Annotated in this window: 17 protein-coding genes; all 17 read right to left on the reverse strand. The window is 34.3% G+C overall.

The window, feature by feature from the left end:
- Positions 1–80: 80 nt before the first annotated feature.
- The gene (locus tag A3GM_RS0101580; RefSeq protein ID WP_018361630.1) at positions 81–650 is read right to left on the reverse strand and encodes an L-threonylcarbamoyladenylate synthase; all 570 of its coding nucleotides are present in this window, start codon (positions 648–650) and stop codon (positions 81–83) included.
- 64 nt (positions 651–714) lie between these two features.
- On the reverse strand, positions 715–1692 hold the full coding sequence (fmt, locus tag A3GM_RS0101585; protein ID WP_025829714.1) for a methionyl-tRNA formyltransferase: 978 nt from the start codon (positions 1690–1692) through the stop codon (positions 715–717).
- 30 nt (positions 1693–1722) lie between these two features.
- Complete coding sequence (locus tag A3GM_RS0101590; RefSeq protein ID WP_026216084.1) at positions 1723–3054, reverse strand: DEAD/DEAH box helicase; 1332 nt, start codon at positions 3052–3054, stop codon at positions 1723–1725.
- Between the two features lie 11 nt (positions 3055–3065).
- Positions 3066–4274, reverse strand: coding sequence for a tetratricopeptide repeat protein (locus A3GM_RS0101595; RefSeq protein WP_018361633.1), 1209 nt, complete (start codon positions 4272–4274; stop codon positions 3066–3068).
- A 9-nt stretch (positions 4275–4283) separates the two neighbouring features.
- Positions 4284–5363, reverse strand: coding sequence for a tetratricopeptide repeat protein (locus A3GM_RS0101600; RefSeq protein WP_238299180.1), 1080 nt, complete (start codon positions 5361–5363; stop codon positions 4284–4286).
- Positions 5364–5411: 48 nt separating this feature from the next.
- Positions 5412–6008 (reverse strand): GNAT family N-acetyltransferase, encoded by a 597-nt coding sequence (locus A3GM_RS0101605; protein WP_018361635.1) that lies wholly within the window; start codon positions 6006–6008, stop codon positions 5412–5414.
- A gap of 404 nt (positions 6009–6412) precedes the next feature.
- Complete coding sequence (locus tag A3GM_RS0101610) at positions 6413–8377, reverse strand: NAD(+) synthase (protein WP_018361636.1); 1965 nt, start codon at positions 8375–8377, stop codon at positions 6413–6415.
- On the reverse strand, positions 8377–9567 hold the full coding sequence (locus A3GM_RS0101615) for a DUF2027 domain-containing protein (RefSeq protein ID WP_018361637.1): 1191 nt from the start codon (positions 9565–9567) through the stop codon (positions 8377–8379). Before A3GM_RS0101615 ends, A3GM_RS0101610 begins: the two co-directional genes overlap by 1 nt.
- A 23-nt stretch (positions 9568–9590) precedes the next feature.
- A complete protein-coding gene (locus A3GM_RS0101620; RefSeq protein ID WP_018361638.1) occupies positions 9591–10805 on the reverse strand; it encodes an S-adenosylmethionine:tRNA ribosyltransferase-isomerase in 1215 nt (404 codons plus the stop codon).
- Positions 10806–10836: 31 nt separating this feature from the next.
- On the reverse strand, positions 10837–11532 hold the full coding sequence (locus A3GM_RS0101625) for a phosphatase PAP2 family protein (protein WP_018361639.1): 696 nt from the start codon (positions 11530–11532) through the stop codon (positions 10837–10839).
- A gap of 46 nt (positions 11533–11578) precedes the next feature.
- Positions 11579–14191 carry a BatD family protein gene (locus A3GM_RS0101630; RefSeq protein ID WP_018361640.1) on the reverse strand — a complete coding sequence of 871 codons (2613 nt, stop codon included), beginning with the start codon at positions 14189–14191 and terminating at the stop codon, positions 11579–11581.
- A gap of 32 nt (positions 14192–14223) precedes the next feature.
- Entirely contained in the window at positions 14224–14916 is a 693-nt protein-coding gene (locus tag A3GM_RS0101635) for a tetratricopeptide repeat protein (RefSeq protein ID WP_018361641.1), read from the reverse strand.
- Entirely contained in the window at positions 14916–15935 is a 1020-nt protein-coding gene (locus A3GM_RS0101640; protein WP_025829711.1) for a VWA domain-containing protein, read from the reverse strand. The genes A3GM_RS0101635 and A3GM_RS0101640 overlap by 1 nt, the downstream gene beginning before the upstream one ends.
- A 34-nt stretch (positions 15936–15969) precedes the next feature.
- Entirely contained in the window at positions 15970–16968 is a 999-nt protein-coding gene (locus A3GM_RS0101645; protein WP_018361643.1) for a vWA domain-containing protein, read from the reverse strand.
- A gap of 5 nt (positions 16969–16973) precedes the next feature.
- Positions 16974–18044, reverse strand: coding sequence for a BatD family protein (locus A3GM_RS0101650; RefSeq protein ID WP_018361644.1), 1071 nt, complete (start codon positions 18042–18044; stop codon positions 16974–16976).
- Positions 18045–18065: 21 nt separating this feature from the next.
- Complete coding sequence (locus tag A3GM_RS0101655) at positions 18066–18935, reverse strand: DUF58 domain-containing protein (RefSeq protein ID WP_018361645.1); 870 nt, start codon at positions 18933–18935, stop codon at positions 18066–18068.
- On the reverse strand, positions 18935–19930 hold the full coding sequence (locus A3GM_RS0101660) for an AAA family ATPase (RefSeq protein ID WP_018361646.1): 996 nt from the start codon (positions 19928–19930) through the stop codon (positions 18935–18937). The genes A3GM_RS0101655 and A3GM_RS0101660 overlap by 1 nt, the downstream gene beginning before the upstream one ends.
- Positions 19931–20629: the final 699 nt, after the last annotated feature.

A 20629-nucleotide genomic window follows, 5' to 3' on the forward strand; every position in this document is an offset into this window, starting at 1 on the left:
CTTTTGCAACTCAAAAGGACTGCTATTGAATCCTAAGAATATTGTTATTAGCCCTTTAAAAGACTATATTCATCTGCAATTTACTTGCGAATAATCGTCACTTCTCCTGTTTTTGTCAGCTTAATTATGCTAGATGGTGTATGAGGTTTATGCTCTTGGCGACGTGTCCAGCATACATAATCAACCCCATCTATTATCTCTTGAGCAATATCTCGATAGTTTGGAGCTGTTGGTTCACCGCTAATATTAGCACTAGTACTTACCAATGGTTTTTGAAAACGGTAGCATAGTTCTTTTGAAAAAGCCTCTCTTGTTATTCTAATAGCAATGCTTCCGTCCTCCGCAATCAAGTTAGGAGCAAGGTTAACTGCATCGTCTAATATTACAGTTGTTGGCTTATCTGCTAGTTCCATCAAGTCCCATGCAACATTAGGAACATTCTTTACATATCGTTGAACACGTGAATCAGAATCAACTAAACAAATCATTGCTTTAGAGTCTGCACGTTTTTTCAATTCATAAACTTTGGCAACAGCAGCTTCATTAGTTGCATCACAACCAATACCCCATACAGTATCTGTTGGATAAAGTATCAAACCACCTCGCTTTAATACTTCTATTGCGTTTTTTATATCTTCACTTTGAGTCATTTCTTATATATTTTTATACCACAAAGGTAATCATTTATTAAAGCAATTCCAAATAAATTGCAAATCATTTAAGGATGTATTGCTCTAGATTTTTGAATCCATTTAAGAAGTCTTTGGCATTCATTCTGCGCTTGCCAGCAAGCTGTAATTCTTCAATAGATAAATAATTATTTGTAGTAGCTACAAGTATTCTACCCTTATCTACCACAATTGTTCCTACAGCTTCTTTAGAACTTTCCTCTGTTCTCGATGTTTTAAAAATCTTCAAGACTTCTTCTTTTCCATCTTCAGCTTGTTCTTTATTACATAAAAGCGTCCAAACTCCAGGATAAGGAGATAGTCCTCTCACAAAATTATATACCTTTTCATCTGATTGATTCCAATTGATTTTGCATGTTTCTTTAAAGATTTTGGGAGCAGGCAGAAGATTTTCATCTTCTTTTTGTGGTGTAGTTGGGATTTCCTTTCCATATTCTAACACTGCATTTAGAGTGTCTACTGCAGCTTGTGCCCCTAAATTCATCAAGCCCTCATATACATATTCTACATCAGCAGTCACAGGAATATCAAACTCTTTCTGCAGAATCATCTTACCAGTATCAATCTTATGGTCTAAGAAGAAAGTGGTAACACCTGTCTTTTTCTCTCCATTTATGATCGCCCAGTTGATTGGTGCAGCTCCTCTATACTGCGGAAGAAGTGACGCATGCACATTAAATGTGCCATAAGGAGGCATATCCCAGACGCTTTCAGGTAACATTCTAAAAGCTACAACCACTTGAATATCGGCATTATACGAACGCAACTCCTCTTGAAAAGCTTCGTCTTTCATTTTTACTGGTTGCAAAACAGGAATACCTTTACTACATGCATAGGTCTTTACAGGTGAAGGTTGCAACACACTTCCGTGTCTTCCTACAGGCTTATCGGGTTGCGTTACTACTGCAACAACATTAAATTGCTCTTCAACTAGCTTATCTAATGTGGCTACAGCAAACTCTGGTGTACCCATAAAAACAATGCGTAAATCTTCTTTTTTCATCACTCCCATATCAATATGATGTAATAATTTCTATTTAATTCGTTCTACTATGGTCTTAAGACCTTTTATTTTCTCATTTTTAAGCGTTGCAACAAGAGCATCAATCTTTTGTCTTGATACCGCAGCATAGCAATATCTTTCTCCAACATCAATACGTCCTACATCTTCTTTACCTAGGTTTCCTTTCTTACATAAAAAGCCTAAGATGTCGCCTTTGCTTATTTTATCCTTCTTTCCTTTACCTATATATAAGGTAGCCATTGCGGATTGAGGAGCTAAAGACTTTGTTTCTTCACATTCAAAGAGTGCTGGTGAGTCATTAACATAAGTAGGAATAGCTTCTTCTGGCGATAGGATAAAGAAGTATTTACCTACATTATTCCATCGGGCAGTTCTACCAATACGATGAATAAACGTTTCTTCAGTATCTGGAAGATGATAGTTAATGATGTTATTTACATCAGCAATGTCAAGTCCTCGAGATGCTAAATCGGTTGAAACAAGTATATTGTTTGATTTATTTGAGAAGAGAAAGAGTGCCGCTTCACGTTGTTTTTGCTCAAAACCGCCATGTAAAGCACTTACACAAAAGCCTTCTTTAGAAAGATATTCATACACTCTATCAACACTTTCACGATGATTTAAGAACACAATAGAACTCTCATTACCGAGCATTTTCAATAAGGTTGAAAGCGTTTCAAGTTTATCTTTGCTAGTACTTGTTATATAATAAGGCTCTATTCTATCTGTTGGTTGATTGTCTTCATCGAGGAAAAGCACCTCTTGGGTATTGTTTTTACGAGCAAAAAGATATAAATCGGGCGAGTTGGTTGCAGACAATAAAATACGACGACGCACAAAAGGAAGACTATCTACAAGTATTGTCATTTCCTTTCTAAATCCAACTTTAAGACATTTGTCGAACTCATCTATTACAAGTGTTTTGACATTATCTATCTCAAAGTTATGTTTATCAATATGATCGTTTAATCTTCCAGGCGTACCAAAGATGATTTGAGGCTTTAATTTATTGATTTCTCTATGCTCATCCATAGTTGCTCGACCTCCATAACATGCGTAAGCACGAACCTGATTGAGTGCTCTTTTAAGGATATCAGTTGTTTGTATTGCCAATTCTCGACTGGGAACAACAACTATTACCTGCACAGAATCAGACGAAAGATCTATCTTTTCAAGTATAGGAAGTAGATAAGCTAATGTCTTTCCCGTTCCTGTTGGAGAAAGAATGACTATATCTTTTGAGGTATCTTTAATGGCTTTATAGGCTTCTTGTTGCATTTCATTCAAAGCCTTAATGCCCAACTTATCTAAAAAACGTTGTAAATAATCTTTATACTCCATTGCCTTCATTCTTATTTTCTCAATAACTTATCTATTTCTTCAAACTCTTTTCCCATATTCAAGTTTAGATATATGGTGTAAAGAGCTACTGCCCATTTATCTTTATCTTGTGGTTCTCTCTTTCTATACTCCTCCAAATAGCCTAAAGCCTTTGTGTATAAAGAGTTTATTTTTGATTTATTTTTGCCCACATTTCCTACTTTTGTACTTAAATCTACTGCCTTATTAAAATAAGATAGACCGATATTTAAAAGTATTCCAGATGTTGTATCTTTCTCTGCTAATAACGATTTACAAATGTCAATACATTGATCATATCTCTTTAAGTGATACAATATAGAGCTTTTAGCAAAGCGGAACGAATGGTTTAAGCTATCAATTGCAAGAGCTCTTTCTACTAAATCCAATCCTTCTGAATAATTATCTTCACTAGCATAGAATGAAATTAGTCGTGAAAAGAAAAAAGGAGAAACAGGATATTTATCAAATCCTTCTCTCAATGTTTGCTCATAACGAACTGTATCTTTATTCATTTTATAAATCTCAGAAAGATATTGAAGTGTATTAGCATGGTGAGTAGAATCCGTAAGAGCCAAAGGTGCATAACAAAGAGCTTTGTTTGCATCTTGTATTTTATAGCCACAGAACACTGTCCAATAAGCTGCTTCAGGCAAATATTTGTCTTTTTGTGGAAGATTATAAGAGCTAAATATCGCATGCTGTGCAGTAGTTATATAAAGACTCAATAAATCAAAGCCATTATTATAGTCTTTCTTACGAATAAAGAACACTCCCCCATTAAACAAATTAGCTCGAGTACTCAATAACATATTGGCATATTTCTCACGAGATTTGTTTATTTCTTTTGGGGGGTTATTATCCTTTACTTGAATAGAATCAAAACAAATAGCTACTTTAAACATTTCAGCTATATTGTTATAGAACAGAGTTGTGTCACAAGGACGCTTTAGATAAAGAGCTTCATTGCCATTTAAATATCTCTTATTCAATACATCAAACAGTGTATTCCAAACTTTATCATTATGTGTATTTGCAGAATCTTTAAGTAAGTCCCGCATGATCTGTTCTGCTTGATTTAAATTGTTTGATTTCTTTATCATTTGCTTCACTTGAGAAATTTCTTTCTTTTGTGCCATGAGTGATAGCGAACATCCTGCAAATAATAGTATAATCAATAATTGTATTCTTATTTTTTTCATCTTCTTATATTATTTTTCTGTAGGCATTATCTTTGCAAGTGATTTCAATGCTGCCCTATCTTTCAATGCATAAAGAACTACATAAAGTGGATTTCTCCAATCCACTTCCTTATATTCTGGATCTTTTTCTTTAACAAGTTCTAAGTTCTTACGTGCTATATTTAAATCATCTCTAATCTGTCTTTGCTGTTCTTGGGTGAAACGTTTGCTTGTTTCTTTTATATTATCACGATACTCAAAGGCTTTAGAGCTATAACTTATGCCAATGTTGTATAACAAATGAATAGACGATCCACCTAATTTTTCAGCCGAAGTAAAAGCTTCTATTGCCTCATTCCATTTCTTTTTACTCATCATAATCTCTCCCCACAACAATAAAACTTTTACGTTTTTAGGATCACGCAACAACTCTTCGTTTGTAAATTGTTCTAGCTCTGCAGCATATTGTGGTTGAGATAGATATTCGATTATTAAGTGAAAGAAAAGCGGATTGTTGGGATTTGTTGTATGAAGATTTAGCAAAGCCAATAGATATACTGTTGAATCGGTTGGTGTTTCAATTTGTTCTTTCATACACAGCACCTTTAATTCTGCAGACTTTTCTGCCCAATCTTTAAACAAGAGTGACTTATCTACATAAAAATCAGCATCCTTATATTTTTTATTTGAATAAAAATGTGAAGCTGCATTATAGAATATTGCGCCCAAATTATCTTGATTTAGTTTGAATAGTGATGACGAAGCACTTTCTATAATTACATTAGTGATATACTTACGAGTAGCAAAACTTAAAGCAGTATCTTGTAGCTTTGAAAGTAACTTCGTTCGAAGAGACACCAAACGATCTTTATTTTGTGCAACATAAGCACGATGAACAGCATCTTGTTTCTCACACTCTAATCCTAAAAGAATGGCATTTGCTGCTTTCATATAATACTGGTTAGAATCTTTCTCCAAAGCAATACTACTCAAGAGACTATTCAATTGTTCATTTATTTGCGGTGTTTTATCTTGCTTCTTTTGTGAAGATGCAAACAACATAAACGCATTGAGCATCAATATTATAATAAGTTTTATTCGTCTTTTCATATAAAGTGTATTTAAAAAGAATGTCTATTACACAGAAAAACATTCCATCTACTTTGTGCTTTCTATATGATATTGCAAATGTTTCATTGCATGCCCACCCCAAGTAGAATCATTAACATATTGGAAACCTACTTTAGAATAGAGCATTTCGGCTAAAGGATTATTACAATCAACCAATAATCCCACGTGATCGATATGGAGATTACGAGCTTTTTCAATTGTTGCTTTGAGCAATTTTTGAGCTATCCCTCTTCCTCTAAAAGACTTATTTACAGCTAAGCTATCTACATATAACTCTCCTTCTTGCGTTTCATCATCCATATTGGCAAAGTCTCTGTTAAATCGTTTCTTTGCCATTTCGATGAATTTAGAACGCAATCGACGCAAATCTTTACCATCATACGACACACATACTCCCACAACTTCTTCATTATGCAAAGCAACTAGAGTGTTGGTATAACTATATTGCGATTGCTCATCATTCACCAAACAAATCATTGCTTGCTTAAAATCATCAAGAGTTTGGTTCTCTCCTACAAAAAACAAACAGCACTCGTCTGTCATTGCAGTCATAATTAATTGTGCAATCGATTCTGCTTGTTCTTTTACTGCAGGTTGAATGGTTATTTTATGTATTGCGTTCATTAATATCCTTTTATCCCAAACAAAGGTAATAACTATTCTTTAATTAAGCAAGTCATGCAGTGTGTTTTTCCTTTTCATCTGCTTTATCGGCTCTACACAAGCAGGAAATCTCACAAAATCAATGCTTTTACGACATAAGAGTAATGCTATTAAGATGCAAAAGCAATGTTATTATACTGTAAAAACAAAGCTTTTATGAAGCTATAAAAATACAATACAAAAGCCTATCCTTTTGAAATTTATTTTAAAGGAAATTGACTTTAAACTATATTGGGTTTGAAACAAAAGAGATATAAACAAGAATAGTTGTAAGAACACCTTTGCTTTTAGGAATGAAACAAGCTTTTTAAACAAATGATGCGTTCCACAACTATTCTGATTATAAATATAAAATTGTGTCTTATTTAGTCTGCAATGCGTTCTAATTCATCTAACCATAACTGCACAGCAGCATCGCTAGGCATACGCCAATCGCCTCTTGGACTTAGACTAACGCTACCTACTTTTGGTCCATCTGGCAAACAAGAGCGTTTGAATTGTTGTGAGAAGAAACGACGCACAAATACTTCTAACCACGCTTTAATAGTGGTGTTAGAGTACGACTTCTCTGCATTTCCATCCACATCAAAGGCATTACATGCTAAATAATAAATCTTTTCAGGAGTGAAACCATGGCGAAGGAAATGATAAAGGAAGAAGTCGTGTAGTTCATAAGGCCCTACTAAATCTTCTGTTTTCTGTTTAATTTCGCCTGATTCATTAGCTGGAATTAACTCAGGACTAATTGGAGTGTGCACAATATCAAGCAATATATCTTTTATATTGGCCATTTGTGGTAGTGTTGCAACATGTTGAACAAGGTGCAATATCAAAGTCTTAGGCACACTTGCATTCACTCCATACATACTCATATGGTCGCCATTATAGGTTGCCCAGCCCAAAGCCAATTCGCTTAAGTCACCAGTTCCTACAACAATAGCATTAAGTTTGTTGCTTAAATCCATCAATATTTGTGTTCTTTCTCGTGCTTGTGAATTTTCATAAGTAGCATCATGAACGGTAATATCGTGTTGAATATCCTCAAAATGCTGAAGAACACTTTTTGAAATATTAATCTCTCTACTTGTAATTCCTAGCTTATTCATCAACTCAAGCGCATTATTATAGGTGCGATCAGTTGTTCCAAAGCCTGGCATTGTTACGCCAATAATACCTTTTCTATCTAGATTGAGCTTATCAAAAGCCAATATACACACCAAAAGAGCAAGTGTAGAATCGAGTCCTCCGCTTATTCCTATAACTACACTCTTGCCATTTATGTGCTTTAAACGTTTCACTAAGCCAAGAGCTTGTATGTTTAATATATCGCTAAAGCTTTGCTCTCTCTCCTCACCTGTTGGTATAAAAGGATGTGGATCAATTGCTCTTTCTAACTCAAAGACGTTGGTTTCCCGTTCAAAACAAGGAATAATGTCAATTTGTTCGATGCCTAATTCCGATGAACGTTGTGCATTGATGTAAGTAGTATTATCTCTTCTTTCACTTCGAAGCATTTCAACGTCAATCTGAGTAGTAACCATTTGACTTTCAAGAGAGAAACGTTTTCCTGAAGCTATCAATCTACCATTTTCATATATCAATGCATTTCCACCAAAAACAAGATCTTGTGTGCTTTCTCCAAAGCCACTTCCACTATAGATATAGCCACAAATAGTACGAGCACTTTGTTGAGAAAGCAAGCTTTTTAAATAGTTATGCTTTCCAATAAGCTCATCGCTAGCCGATAGATTGAATATAATATCAGCTCCACTTAATGTTAATCGGTTGCTAGGAGGAATGGGTGCCCACACGTCTTCGCATATTTCTATTCCAAAAAGAACTCCACTTGCAGTGCTAAAAAGCTTTGGTTTTGCCGAGATTAAAAGTTTTTGATCGGCAATTACAACTTCTGTTGGACGCAAGTCTTGTGAAGATGCAAACCAACGTTTCTCATAAAACTCACCATAGTTAGGCAAATAAGTTTTAGGAATCACTCCAAGTATCTTGCCATTTTGCAACACAACAGCCACATTGAGTAACAAATCGCCCACCTTTAGTGGTAAACCTATAATAGAGATAAGATCGAACTGCTTTGTTTGCTCCATATAATAGCAAAGCGCTTGCTCTGCCCCATTGATTAAAGCAGTTTGTCTAAACAAATCTTGACACGTATAACCCGTGATTGAAAGCTCTGGAAAAGCAATAATCTCAACGTGCTCTTTTTCTGCCTGTTCAGCTATTTTTAATATCTCATTGATATTATATTTGCAGTTAGCAACTTCTAAAGTAGGAGTTGTTGAGGCAACTTTTATAAATCCAAAATTATTCATTACTTAATCGTTACTTGTGTTGCACCATAACCATATTCTTGAAATGATGCATCTTGAACATTATTTTGTTTATATTTATAGCGTAGTTCATTGATGATTGCATTGCGTAGAATGCCTTCACCTTTGCCATGAATGAATACTATCTTTTGTCCTTTTTTACGACGATATTCCTTTAGTTTCTCACGGAATACATTGAGTTGATAGTTCAAAATGTCGGTACTTCCCATTCCTGCAGTAGTTTCTAGCAAAGCGTCAGCATGCAAATCAACCACAACAATATCGTTGCCTTCCATGTCTGTTTTGATCTTCTCAATACTACTTGGTTGCTCTTTTCCACCTTTACTTGTAGAGTCGGTGATAATAACATTAGTGTTATTGAATGAATCTGTATTTTTCTTAATCTCTTCAACAATGTTTTCTTGCTCAACTACAATTGTTTTAGGACATACATCATCTTTTACTATTGTATAAAGCAATGCATCTTGATCAAAAAAATCATTTTCTTTAAAAGTATTCTTTTTAAAGAATTTCACTGCATCAATACGTATTCTACTATCAATAGTTGGCTTAATTAAAAAGCTTTTACCTTCTTTATAAGCAAATAACTGCACAGCAACGTGAGCATAGTCGTTTAATTGGTCTTTAGATATATCTTCAATAAATATCTTAGTATTAGCTTCTACAATACCAACAGAACGCAAAACCCAGCTTTCTTCTTGTGCAACTAGATAAGAATAATTGATGTTATAGTTCGAATCATTCACCAAATAGCATTTAAAAGTGGTATTATTATTAAAATCTTCTTCGAGTGGAAGAAAGGCTAAATAGGTAGAAATCTTATTTCCTCCCTTTCTTTCTTCAATGTGTTCTTTAAAGGTTATCTCTCTATCTGCAGGATCGTAATCAACAGAAGGATCATCGAATATCTCTTCATCTTCGTGCTGTGACAACATTGATTTGATAGAACGATTATCCAATTCATCTGTTGTTTCTCCCTTATTTGTACTTGTTGCACCTATAACCTTTGCTGTACTATAGTCGTCGCTCTGTACAATTGCAATATCATTTAGTTGCATTGGTATTTCGAAGCCGTCTTCGTCTTCTACCAATACAATATTATTTTTCTTAAAAGCAACAATTTTTCCTCCTCCTATTTCGTTGAGGAATCTTACTTTATCTCCTATTTTCATGTTTTAATTTTCCGTTTAATTAATTATGGAATCAATAAAGAACTATCGCCATAGCTTAAGAATCTAAAATCATGTTCTAAGGCGTAGTTATATACTTTATGCCAATTATCACCAATAAACGCACTTACTAGCAATAGAAGAGTGCTTTGAGGCTGATGAAAATTGGTTACAAGCATCTTTACAATCTTATATTCATAGCCTGGAGCTATCATGATTTGAGTACTAGAATGAAGCGTATCTAAATCGTTATCTTCTAGATACTTAATGATAGATTCTATAGCTTCGAAGGCTGTTATATTTGCTGTTTGTTCATAGGGTTCCCACTGTGTAACTGCCAATTGCTCGTCGGTTAGGTGAGGATTATTATGAAGCTTTAAACCAATATAATAAAGGCTCTCGAGTGTTCGCACACTAGTTGTACCCACTGCAATGGCAGATGCGTTGAACTTACGAAGTGTTTCTAATGTTGATTTGCTTACACTTATATATTCTGTGTGCATATCGTGCTCGCTAATCAACTCGCTTTTAACAGGCTTGAAAGTTCCTGCTCCAACGTGAAGAGTAAGTTCTTCACGAACAATTCCTTTTTTATCAATTTCAGAGAGTACATCTTTAGTAAAATGAAGTCCTGCAGTTGGAGCTGCAACAGAACCTTTTATCTTAGAATATACCGTTTGGTATGTAGTCTTATCACTTTCTTGTGTATCTCTATTTAAATAAGGTGGAATAGGCAATTCGCCAATAACATCTATTAATTCTGCAAAAGATAATGAGGTATCGTCCCAGCTTAAACGCACTTTATGGCTCGCTCCTATTTGTTCTAAACGCTCTGCCTTGATTGTTACAGAATGTCCATTTATATCAATCTCTTTAGTTAAAACGCCTTCTTTCCATTTCTTTAGATTACCAATCATACAGACCCAAACACATTCTTCTTTTGTTTGGAACATCAACTCATAATCGAATGGCTCTGCAGGCTCAAGCAAAAAGATTTCTATATGTGCACCACTCTGCTTTTGAAAATGCAATCGTGCTTGAATAACTTTTGTGTTATTAAAAACCATTAGAGCATTTTCTGGAAGAAAATTCACTATATTATAAAAGGTGTCTTCTACAATATTACCTTTATTATATATAAGTATCTTAGAGTGATCACGTTCTGCCTTTGGAAATTTTGCTATTCTTTCGTCGGGCAATTCATAGTTATAATCTTTTATAGATATCTCTTTTATATTCATTTTAGCTTGTTCTTTATTCTCTTTATAATGTTTATACAAAACACAAAATACCTCTAAATATGGTATAAAGAATGATTAAACACATAACAATCAAAACCATTTCGATATCTGATATGGCATATCCTGTTGCGGTATATTGCGTTGAAAAGAATGATTTCTTAAATAATAATTTCTTACACACCTTATTATATAAGATGTAAACTGCTGCTCCTATGCAACCACCATATAACAAACCAACTAACACATCTGATGGGAAATGGACGCCAAGGTATAGCCGTGTGTAACAATTAACAAATGACCAAAGAAGTATAAAGGAAGTGAAGAGTCTGTTCTTTATCAATAATGAGAAGAATATTGCAATAGAAAAGGTATTCGCAGCATGTGCAGAAAAGAAACTAAAGCTATTCTCATAGGTCCCTGGAAGAATATCTAATAATTGTTTTAGCGATGGATCATTTATCGGACGCAATCGTTCTGCAAGTGGTTTTACTAGCAATTCAATTACTCCTCCATCTAAAATAAGACAGAATGCAGCTCCCAATACAATTAAACCAATTTGTGCCATGGTTTCATTATTCTTCACTACTAGATAGAAAAGAGCAACGTAAAGAGGAATCCAGGTAAACCCTGAAGTCCAAGCTTGCATCATTCCATCTAGGAATAACGAATTGCTGCCATTAAAAAATAACAGTATTGCTCGGTCTATATTTATTAATGTATCAATCAAAATATTCTCCTTTTCTTTATTCTAAACAATAACTGCGACTCAAATATTATATTCTTTCTAATAAAGAAGCTTTAATCCAACCGCTTCTACCATCTGGTAGGCTTACTTCGAACCAATTCTTTATATCTGAATCAACTATCTTTACTTTTGTACCTTCGTGCAAAATAACTTCTGTTTTAGCAGAATTGTTAGGCGTTTTAAATACTTCTACCTCTGAACTCATTACTATTGCATTATTATGTTCGCTTAACTTTCTTTGTTGTTGGTAAGCAAAGAGATTTGATAAGATAAATAATACAACAGAAAGCATTGCTATTGTAAAACTAATCTTTTGAAATTTAAGCGATGACACATAGCGATATATTAGGAAAGTAGCAACAAACAAGCATAAAGCTACTAATGATAAAATAGCCCACCCTGTTGTAGTTACAGCATTAATAACACTATAATAGAATGAAACTAAGGGCGCTTGACTCTCAGGTACGAAGTTATCTACCAATTTAGAATTTACAAATTGTAAGTTTGCTCGTATGCCTTTGTCATTTGGAGACAAACGAAGTGCACGCTCATAGTTTAATACTGCTAACGCAATATTATTGGTTTTATAATATGCATTGGCAAGATTATAATATAATGTCGCAGATTCTCCCGTCTTCAAAAGCTCTTGATACTCTTTAATGGCTTGTGTATAAATTCCCTTTTGATAATTGGTATCGGCAGAATCTTTTATACTTTCAATTCTACTTTCTGAGAAACTTGCAGCTTGAACCTTCATATCTATGAATGAAAGAGTAAACAACTGTATTCCAAAGAATAGTAGAATAGCTTTTAAAGCCGTTGAATTTGATTTCTTATTGCTTATAGCATGATCAATATTAACAATAGCATCTGATGCATATTCGTATGTTTTTGTCATATTTCCTTTTTTATCTCCAGGAGCAAATCGTGCGTATTCACATTCATCTAACGCTTTTATAAAAAGTGAGATCGCATTTTCATTCACTCCTAATGAAGAGAGCTTTTCGATAATATTATCACGAGTAAGCATCTCTATTGGCATATTTAGCTTATTTCCCACATATTCCCAAAGAGCTTTTAGCACTTCATCATAGAAAGCATTTGAATCTTCTTTTTGTAGGAGAGTTCTAGCTTTCTTTAAACGTTTAGCTGCTTCTTTACTTGCTCTCTTATGCTTTTGGCCTAAAACATCAAGACTATTGATTTGTTGTTTTCTTAAGAATAAGAATGCAACAACAAAGATTAGAAGGACAAGGCCATGCAGAGTATAGAACAAAGGGCTAGCCCAGAAAGGTTGCTCTGATTGAAAATCGCTTATATGTCCCTTTCTTATTCCTTGAATATCTGTTAGTTTCTCACCATCAAAGCTCTCCATACGACTTTTACTTTCTGCACCTTTCTCTACCTTTATATTTAAAGGTGTAGTTTGAATTGTTTTATAATTCTTGGCTGCAGTGTCGTAATAAACAAAAGGAATGGCTCCAATTGTGTAGTTTCCTTGATTTCGTGGGACTAAAATGTATTCATAAATCATTTCTCCCTCGACTCCTCTTGATGTTACTTTTGTCTTATCTATAATCTTAGGATCATACTTATCAAAGTCTTTTGGCAAGTCGAATACAGGCTGTTTCAAGAGTTTTAAGTTTCCAACTCCATTAACAATCACTCGTAAAACAACTGCATCTCCACTCTTTACCACTTTCTTATCTAAGGAAGAAGATATTGTAAATGAACCAACTCCACCCGAAAAGTTTGCAGGTTTGTTAGGTAATGGAAGAACAGTAATAGACAACGATGGGGCTTTTATTGCCTTTTTTATCTCTGTATAGTTCGCTCCTCCATTCAAGAAGGCCTCCATTGGATCTAAGTTGTCGATTCTTTGTACCAAAGTTCCATTATAGGTAATAGATGGAATCTCTAGTTTTCCTGTCACTTGAGGGAACATTACATATTGACTCCATTTGACACAACGATAATTTTTACCATTAACTCTTTCTACATGGAAGCTCTTTTGCTGTGGAAGAGGAATTTCTTGAGTATGGAACCCCGTAAGTTCTGGCATCTTTCCCTCCAACTGTGTTAGATCAAGAAGGGTATAAACTTTATACGTTAGCAATATCGGTTGTTGCTCATAAACGGTATTTTTATCTGCACTTACTCTGATAAATAAGTCTTTGTCAGTTACTTTACCAGCAGTTCTTCGTGGTGTTGCCTCTTCATCATAATCATTATGCATATTAGGGGCACCAGAATTGCGAGTTGAAGTACCACTAACCACAATTGGAACAGGTTTTGAATGAATTGTTTTCCCAGACAAAGTTGCAGTTGAAGGACTTATAGTATAGCTTCCATTCTTTGCTGCATACAGTGTATAAGTATAGGTTACAGAAGATGAACTACTTACCTTTCCATTGATATTTTGTACACTTGACTGCATAGAAGTATATGGACCTGTTATAAGTTCAAGTCCATTTGGAATAGTACCAATCTTAAATCCGTTTACATCTTGAGTAGAAATGGTAAAAGCTACACGAAAGTTTTCTCCCGCTTTTACCTGTCTTGGTGCAGAAACTTGAATAGTTTGCGCCAAAACAAGCTGTTCTATTAATGATATAAAGATAAATAATAATAATCTCTTCATATAACTAAAAATACCTTATTTCAAATATATTATTACCAATTACGTTCTAACTTTCTTGTCGAAGATTGACGCATTGCTTTCTTTAATCTATCTTGTGTCTCCTTTTCTTTCTGCATAGCAGCATTCAATAGTTGCTCAGCATTATCTTTACTCATCTGCTCTTTGGGCTGCTGCTGATTGTTTTGCTGCTTATCTTTATCGTCTTTCTGATCTTTTTTCTGCTGCTCTTTATTTTTATTGTCTTTGTTCTTGTCGTTCTTATTCTGCTGATTTTTATCATTATTGTTATTCTTTTGGTTCTTTAGTTGTCGTTTACACAACTCCAAATTATAACGAGTTTCATTATCAGAAGGATTGTTTCTTAAACTTTCTTTGTATGCTTCTATAGCTTCAGAAAACAACTGTTTCTTTTGACATATCACCCCAATATTATGAAATGCCATAGCCTTTCTCTTAGGATTAGTTTCTATTTTAGAAGCATTTTCAAATTGAACAACAGCCAAAGAGTCTTTTTGTTGAGCCATAAAAGCACAACCTAAATTATAAATAGCTTGTGGATTACGACCATTTTTAGCAGTAGCTTTACGATAGTCAACTTCTGCTTGTACATAATTCTGTTGACGAAAGGCTTTGTTTCCCTTTCTAATATCTTTACGTTCATTTTGCGCTTGAATAGTAGAAGCAAACAAAAGAACGAGAAATGTTATAATTATTCTATATCTCATTATCTCTTAAATAAATTGAATCGCTTAAATAATGGATTTTTACGTTCTAACAAACACACCTCTATTAACAATAGAATAAATGACAAGAGGGCAACGATTTGGAATTGCTCATTATACTCTGAATAAACAACAGCATCTGAATCACCCTTTTGAAGCTTTGATAATTCATTATTCAATTGCTCTTGTGCCAAGCTAGTATTATCAATATGAATATAGGTTCCACTACCTGCTTGAGCAATTTCTTTGCACATATTCTCATTTAAAGCAGTCATAACCGTCTGCCCGTGATTATCTTTTAAGTATTCACCATTACCTAATGGGATTGGAGCACCTTTGCTATCGCCTACCCCAAGTATAAAAACATTAACTCCTTTTTCCTTTGCTTCCTTCACAGCTTCTAATGCTCCGCCTTCATTATCCTCTCCATCTGTAATAAGAATAATAGCCTTTCCTACACCTTTCTGTTGTGTGAAAGAACTTAGAGAAACTCTAATTGCACGAGCAATGTCTGTTCCTTGTGCTGAAATTAAACTGGGAGTAATATCGCTTAAGAACATCTTTGCAGACACATAGTCGCTTGTTATTGGCAATTGCACATAAGCTTCTCCAGCAAAAACTACCAATCCAATCTTATCATTGATAAAACTATTGATAAGATTCTCTATCATTAGCTTACTTTTATCTAACCTAGAAGGTTGCACGTCTTGTGCTAACATAGAGTTACTTATATCTAATGCAATAATAGCCTCAATGCCATTGCGTTTCTCATGTGATATTTTTGATCCAAACTGTGGACGTGCTAAAGCCAATATCAATGAAGATAAAGCTGTAATAAGCAATAAGAACTTCACCCAAGGACGAAATCTTGACACATCAGGCATAAGCTCTTTCAGTAAAGTTGGATTGCCAATACGACTTAATTTCTTACGTTGAACATACCACATCATTATCTTTAAGATAATCAAGATGGGTATAATCAGCAACAGCCACAAGTATATAGGGTTTTCAAATCTAAACATCTTATCTATGAAAATTATTTATCTACCTTTAATATTAAGGTATTCTACGTAGAATTGTCAATCGAAGTAAGATTTCTAACAATAAAGATAGAATTGCAATTAGAGCGAAAGGCTCATAGGCTTCATATCTTTTTGAGAACTTCTTCACGTCCATTTTTGTCTTTTCTAATCTGTCAATATCGTTATATATCTCTTTTAATTCAGCATTGTTGGTTGCTCTATAAAAGCCACCATCGGTACTTTGAGCTATATCTTTCAATGTCTTTGTATCTATTTCAGCAGGAACATTAACATATTGTGTTGTTCCTCCCACCGTTACAGGATAAGGAGCAACTGTGTTTGTGCCTACGCCTATGGTATAAACACGTATTCCTAAGCTCTTAGCTATCTGTGCTGCAGTGAGCGGAGAGATATCTCCCATGTTGTTAGAGCCATCGGTTAATAAGATAATAACTTTACTCTTAGCTTTTGACTCTTTTAATCTTGAAACCGCATTGGCCAATCCCATGCCCACAGCAGTACCGTCAGCAATGAGTCCTCTCGAAGCAATATCAGTACGAACTCCTTGCAAAAGGTTCAATAAAGAAGCATGGTCGGTTGTCATTGGACATTGGGTAAATGCCTCGCCAGCAAATATTGTCAATCCAATATTATCGTTTGCTCTATCTGAAATGAACTCCGCAGCTACTTTTTTCGCAGCTTCCATTCTGTTAGGTTTAAGGTCTTCTGCAAGCATTGATGTAGAAACATCCATTGCCAGCATAATATCTATACCCTCAACAGATTTATTTCCCCATGAATTATGGGTCTGTGGGCGAGCCAGAATAATAACAATACAAATGAAAGTCACTATTCTTAAGAAAACAGGAAGATGCAAGATGCGCATTCTCCAGCTTTTCTTTATAGAGTTATAAGCATATGTATCGCTCATAGTGAATGTTGGCTCACTCCTTTTACGATAAAGGATATACCACAACAAATAAGGTATAAGCAACAATAAGAGCAATAAATATTCTTTATTTACTAATTCCATGTTTCTTAAAATAATAATTGCAATAAGCTATTTACGATATAGACAAACAAGACAACCACCACAATGATAGATCCTACAAGGCCTACTTGCATTGCTGTTCGTTGTTTCTTGCTACGTTCATCGTTTTCTGTTAACTTTGGAACGATACGCTCTTCTATTGGCATATCACTCATTTTGGTGTTATCAATAAAGTGTATTGCATTCACTAAATTGAGGTCATTCTCATTGATTTGTGGCGAATACTTAGCAAATTTCACTAGGTCAGCTGTTTCAAAGAGTTCTTTTAATTCTAATAACATCTGGTTATCACCCTCTTTCTGAAGATGTTCTATAATCTCAGAAGTGGTCATTTCCATTGCATTAAATCCAAATCGTTCTTCTATATAACGACGAAGTGTATCTGTAAGCTTTGTGTAATACTCTTTTTGATTAGACGAAACAGTTAGCTTATCTTGCTTTATCTGCTCTATCTTTTTCAATGCTTTCTTATGAGGAGGAAGATGTTTTACCACCTTTACACGCACTATTATTGGCTTATTTTGCTTCAAACGTACCCATAGATAAATGCTTACAACAAGCAAAAGAACCAACAACACACTACACCAAAACATCTCTTTCCAATCATTCCATGAGAAAGGATTGTCTTGAACGTCCTTGGGGGGATAGAATTGGTTAAGATGTAAAGTATCAACATCTACGGTAATAACCTTTAATGCTAATGAATTGGTCGTGTATTTCTTACCATTTACTTTTATCCAAAATGATGGAATAGGATATAATTTTTCATCAAAACTAGTTAAAGTGAGTCTCTTCGACACTTTGATCAGATTATCTTCTAATTGTGTCGTATCTGCCTTTTCAACATGCAACAACTCTAATCCTGGTACAACATAATGAGCTTCTTTCAATGGTTGAAATTCTATTCTGTCGCTATTCTTGGCTGTTACACTTAGAGTTACATGTGCTTGTTCGCCTATAAGTATTGCAATAGAATCAATAAAAGCATCTACTTTAACTTGAGCAGTTGCCCCTATTGCGCTAAATATCAATATTATAGATAATAAATATTTCTTCATCTGGGAGTTATTAAGATATCCTTAGCCTCTTTTCTTAAATAAGATTAAGAGTGCTTTTACATAATCTTCGTTTGTTGCAATTGATGTCCAATCCACCTTATTTTTGGCAAATACCTCTTGAAGAGCATCTTGTCTATCTATCCAATATTGTGTATGAGCTTTTTGAATAGCCTTTGAACTGGTATCAATAATCATCTCATGACCCGTTTCTGCATCTCTCACCTTCATCAAGCCCACATCAGGAAGCATCTTTGCACATTGATCATATACCTGAAGTGCTACTAAATCGTGCTTTGAACGAGCCACTTGCAACTGGCGAGAGAAAGACTCTTGTGTATAAAAGTCGCTCAAAATAAAGGCTGTGCAATGTCTTTTTACAATCTTTGTAAGATATTCTAGTGGTACAGAAAGATTGGTTTTTTTACTCTTAGACTCAAAGTTAAGCATCTCTCGTATGATATATAAGATATGCTTTCTACCTTTTTGAGGTGGAATATATTTTTCAATTCTGTCTGAAAAGAAAATAACTCCAATCTTATCATTATTCTGTATTGCACTAAAAGCAATGGTTGCAGCAATTTCGGTAGCCATGTCTCGTTTAAACATGCCTGTTGTTCCGAAATCCAAAGAGCCCGACACGTCCACCAAAAGCATAACAGTTAGCTCTCGCTCTTCTTCAAACACCTTTATATAGGGTTTGTGAAAGCGAGCTGTTACATTCCAATCAATATCTCGGACATCGTCCCCAAACTGGTATTCACGCACCTCAGAGAAAGCCATTCCACGTCCTTTAAACATAGAATGATATTGACCTGCAAAAATATTTTGGCTCAGTTCACGAGTTTTTATCTCTATTCTGCGAACCTTTTGCAATAAATCTGAAGTATCCATTAAGGAACCTCCACTCTATTAATTATTCTACTTATAATTTCTTCGCTTGTTACATTCATTGCTTCGGCTTCATAAGAAAGACCGATTCTATGGCGCATTACATCGTGAACTATTGCTCTTACATCTTCAGGAATAACATATCCACGGCGTTTAATAAATGCGTATGCACGAGCAGCTTTTGCTAAATTGATACTTGCACGAGGAGAACCACCATACGTTATCATATTCTTTAAATCTTCTAAGCCGTACTTTTCAGGATAACGAGTTGCAAAAACAATATCTGCAATATATTGTTCTATCTTTTCATCGATATACACTTCTTTCACAACATTACGTGCGTTAAGAATTTCTTGCACTGTTGTAACGGGACTTACAGTTGGTAAACTTCCTTGAAGATTTTCTCTTATAATAAGCTTTTCTTCTTCTATTGTAGGATAATCTATCACCACTTTAAGCATAAAACGATCGACCTGAGCTTCTGGAAGTTGATAAGTTCCCTCTTGTTCAATTGGGTTTTGAGTTGCCATTACTAAAAAAGGATTAGGCAAAGCAAAGGTTTGTTCGCCAATTGTCACTTGATGTTCTTGCATAGCCTCTAATAAAGCGCTCTGAACTTTTGCAGGAGCACGGTTAATTTCATCTGCTAATACAAAGTTTGCAAATACTGGTCCTTTCTTAACTTGGAACTTTTCTTCTTTTTGAGAGTATATAAGTGTACCCACAACGTCAGCTGGAAGCAAGTCTGGAGTAAACTGAATACGACTATAATCGGCATCAATCAATTGTGATAAGGTTTTAATAGCAAGCGTTTTTGCCAAACCTGGAACTCCTTCTAACAAGATATGTCCATCGCTAAGCAATGATATCAAAAGAGTATCTATCAAATGTTTTTGTCCGACTATTACTTTATTCATTCCTGTAACCAAATTGGTTACGAAACCACTCTGCTGTTCTATAAGAACATTTAATTCTCTAATGTCAACTGTTTGTGCCATTTTTTTCTTTATTATTTAATGTGAAGCAAAATTACAAAGAATGACTTGGAAACGAGAAGAATTGCCTATAAATAATATTAAATAAAGGCTCTTACAACGACAATTCAACGATAAAGAATGATATTTTATCTACAAATTATAAATTTTTGATACCCCAAAAGTCTAATAATGTTATCTTTCCTTATCTTTTACCCTACAAAATCACTATTAAGGCAACTCTCTATTAAATATTACTTAACACACAATTACCCCTAAATTACTAAAATACTTTAATTTATAAAAGTTTCTTTTCTTTATTCTGAACGACAAAATAAAGGAATAAATATAATCACATGGATTTTCAAATTACACGAATACCTTTCTAATAAAATTTAGATTTTAAAGACAATATACGATAAATAACAACATTAATACAATAACACAACTATCTAAAATACAGATATATATAATAAAAATAAAATGGCTACTTAATTATTTTTTTTTATTCAACTAAATTTAAAACAGAATGCTTTTACTCTTCAAAAGCAATGCTATTACCTTACAAAAGGAATCTTATAACAAGATAAAAGACATGTTTTTCTACTCATCTCACCCTCTTTGACATCACCCCACCAACGCTTTTAGAATTTCAAGAGCTATTGTTTTATAATCTTTTACAATCAAATTTCTCCCATTTCACCGAGTGACTACATTAGAAAA

This window comes from Hoylesella nanceiensis DSM 19126 = JCM 15639 (assembly GCF_000379965.1).
In the GTDB taxonomy this organism is placed as follows: domain Bacteria; phylum Bacteroidota; class Bacteroidia; order Bacteroidales; family Bacteroidaceae; genus Prevotella; species Prevotella nanceiensis.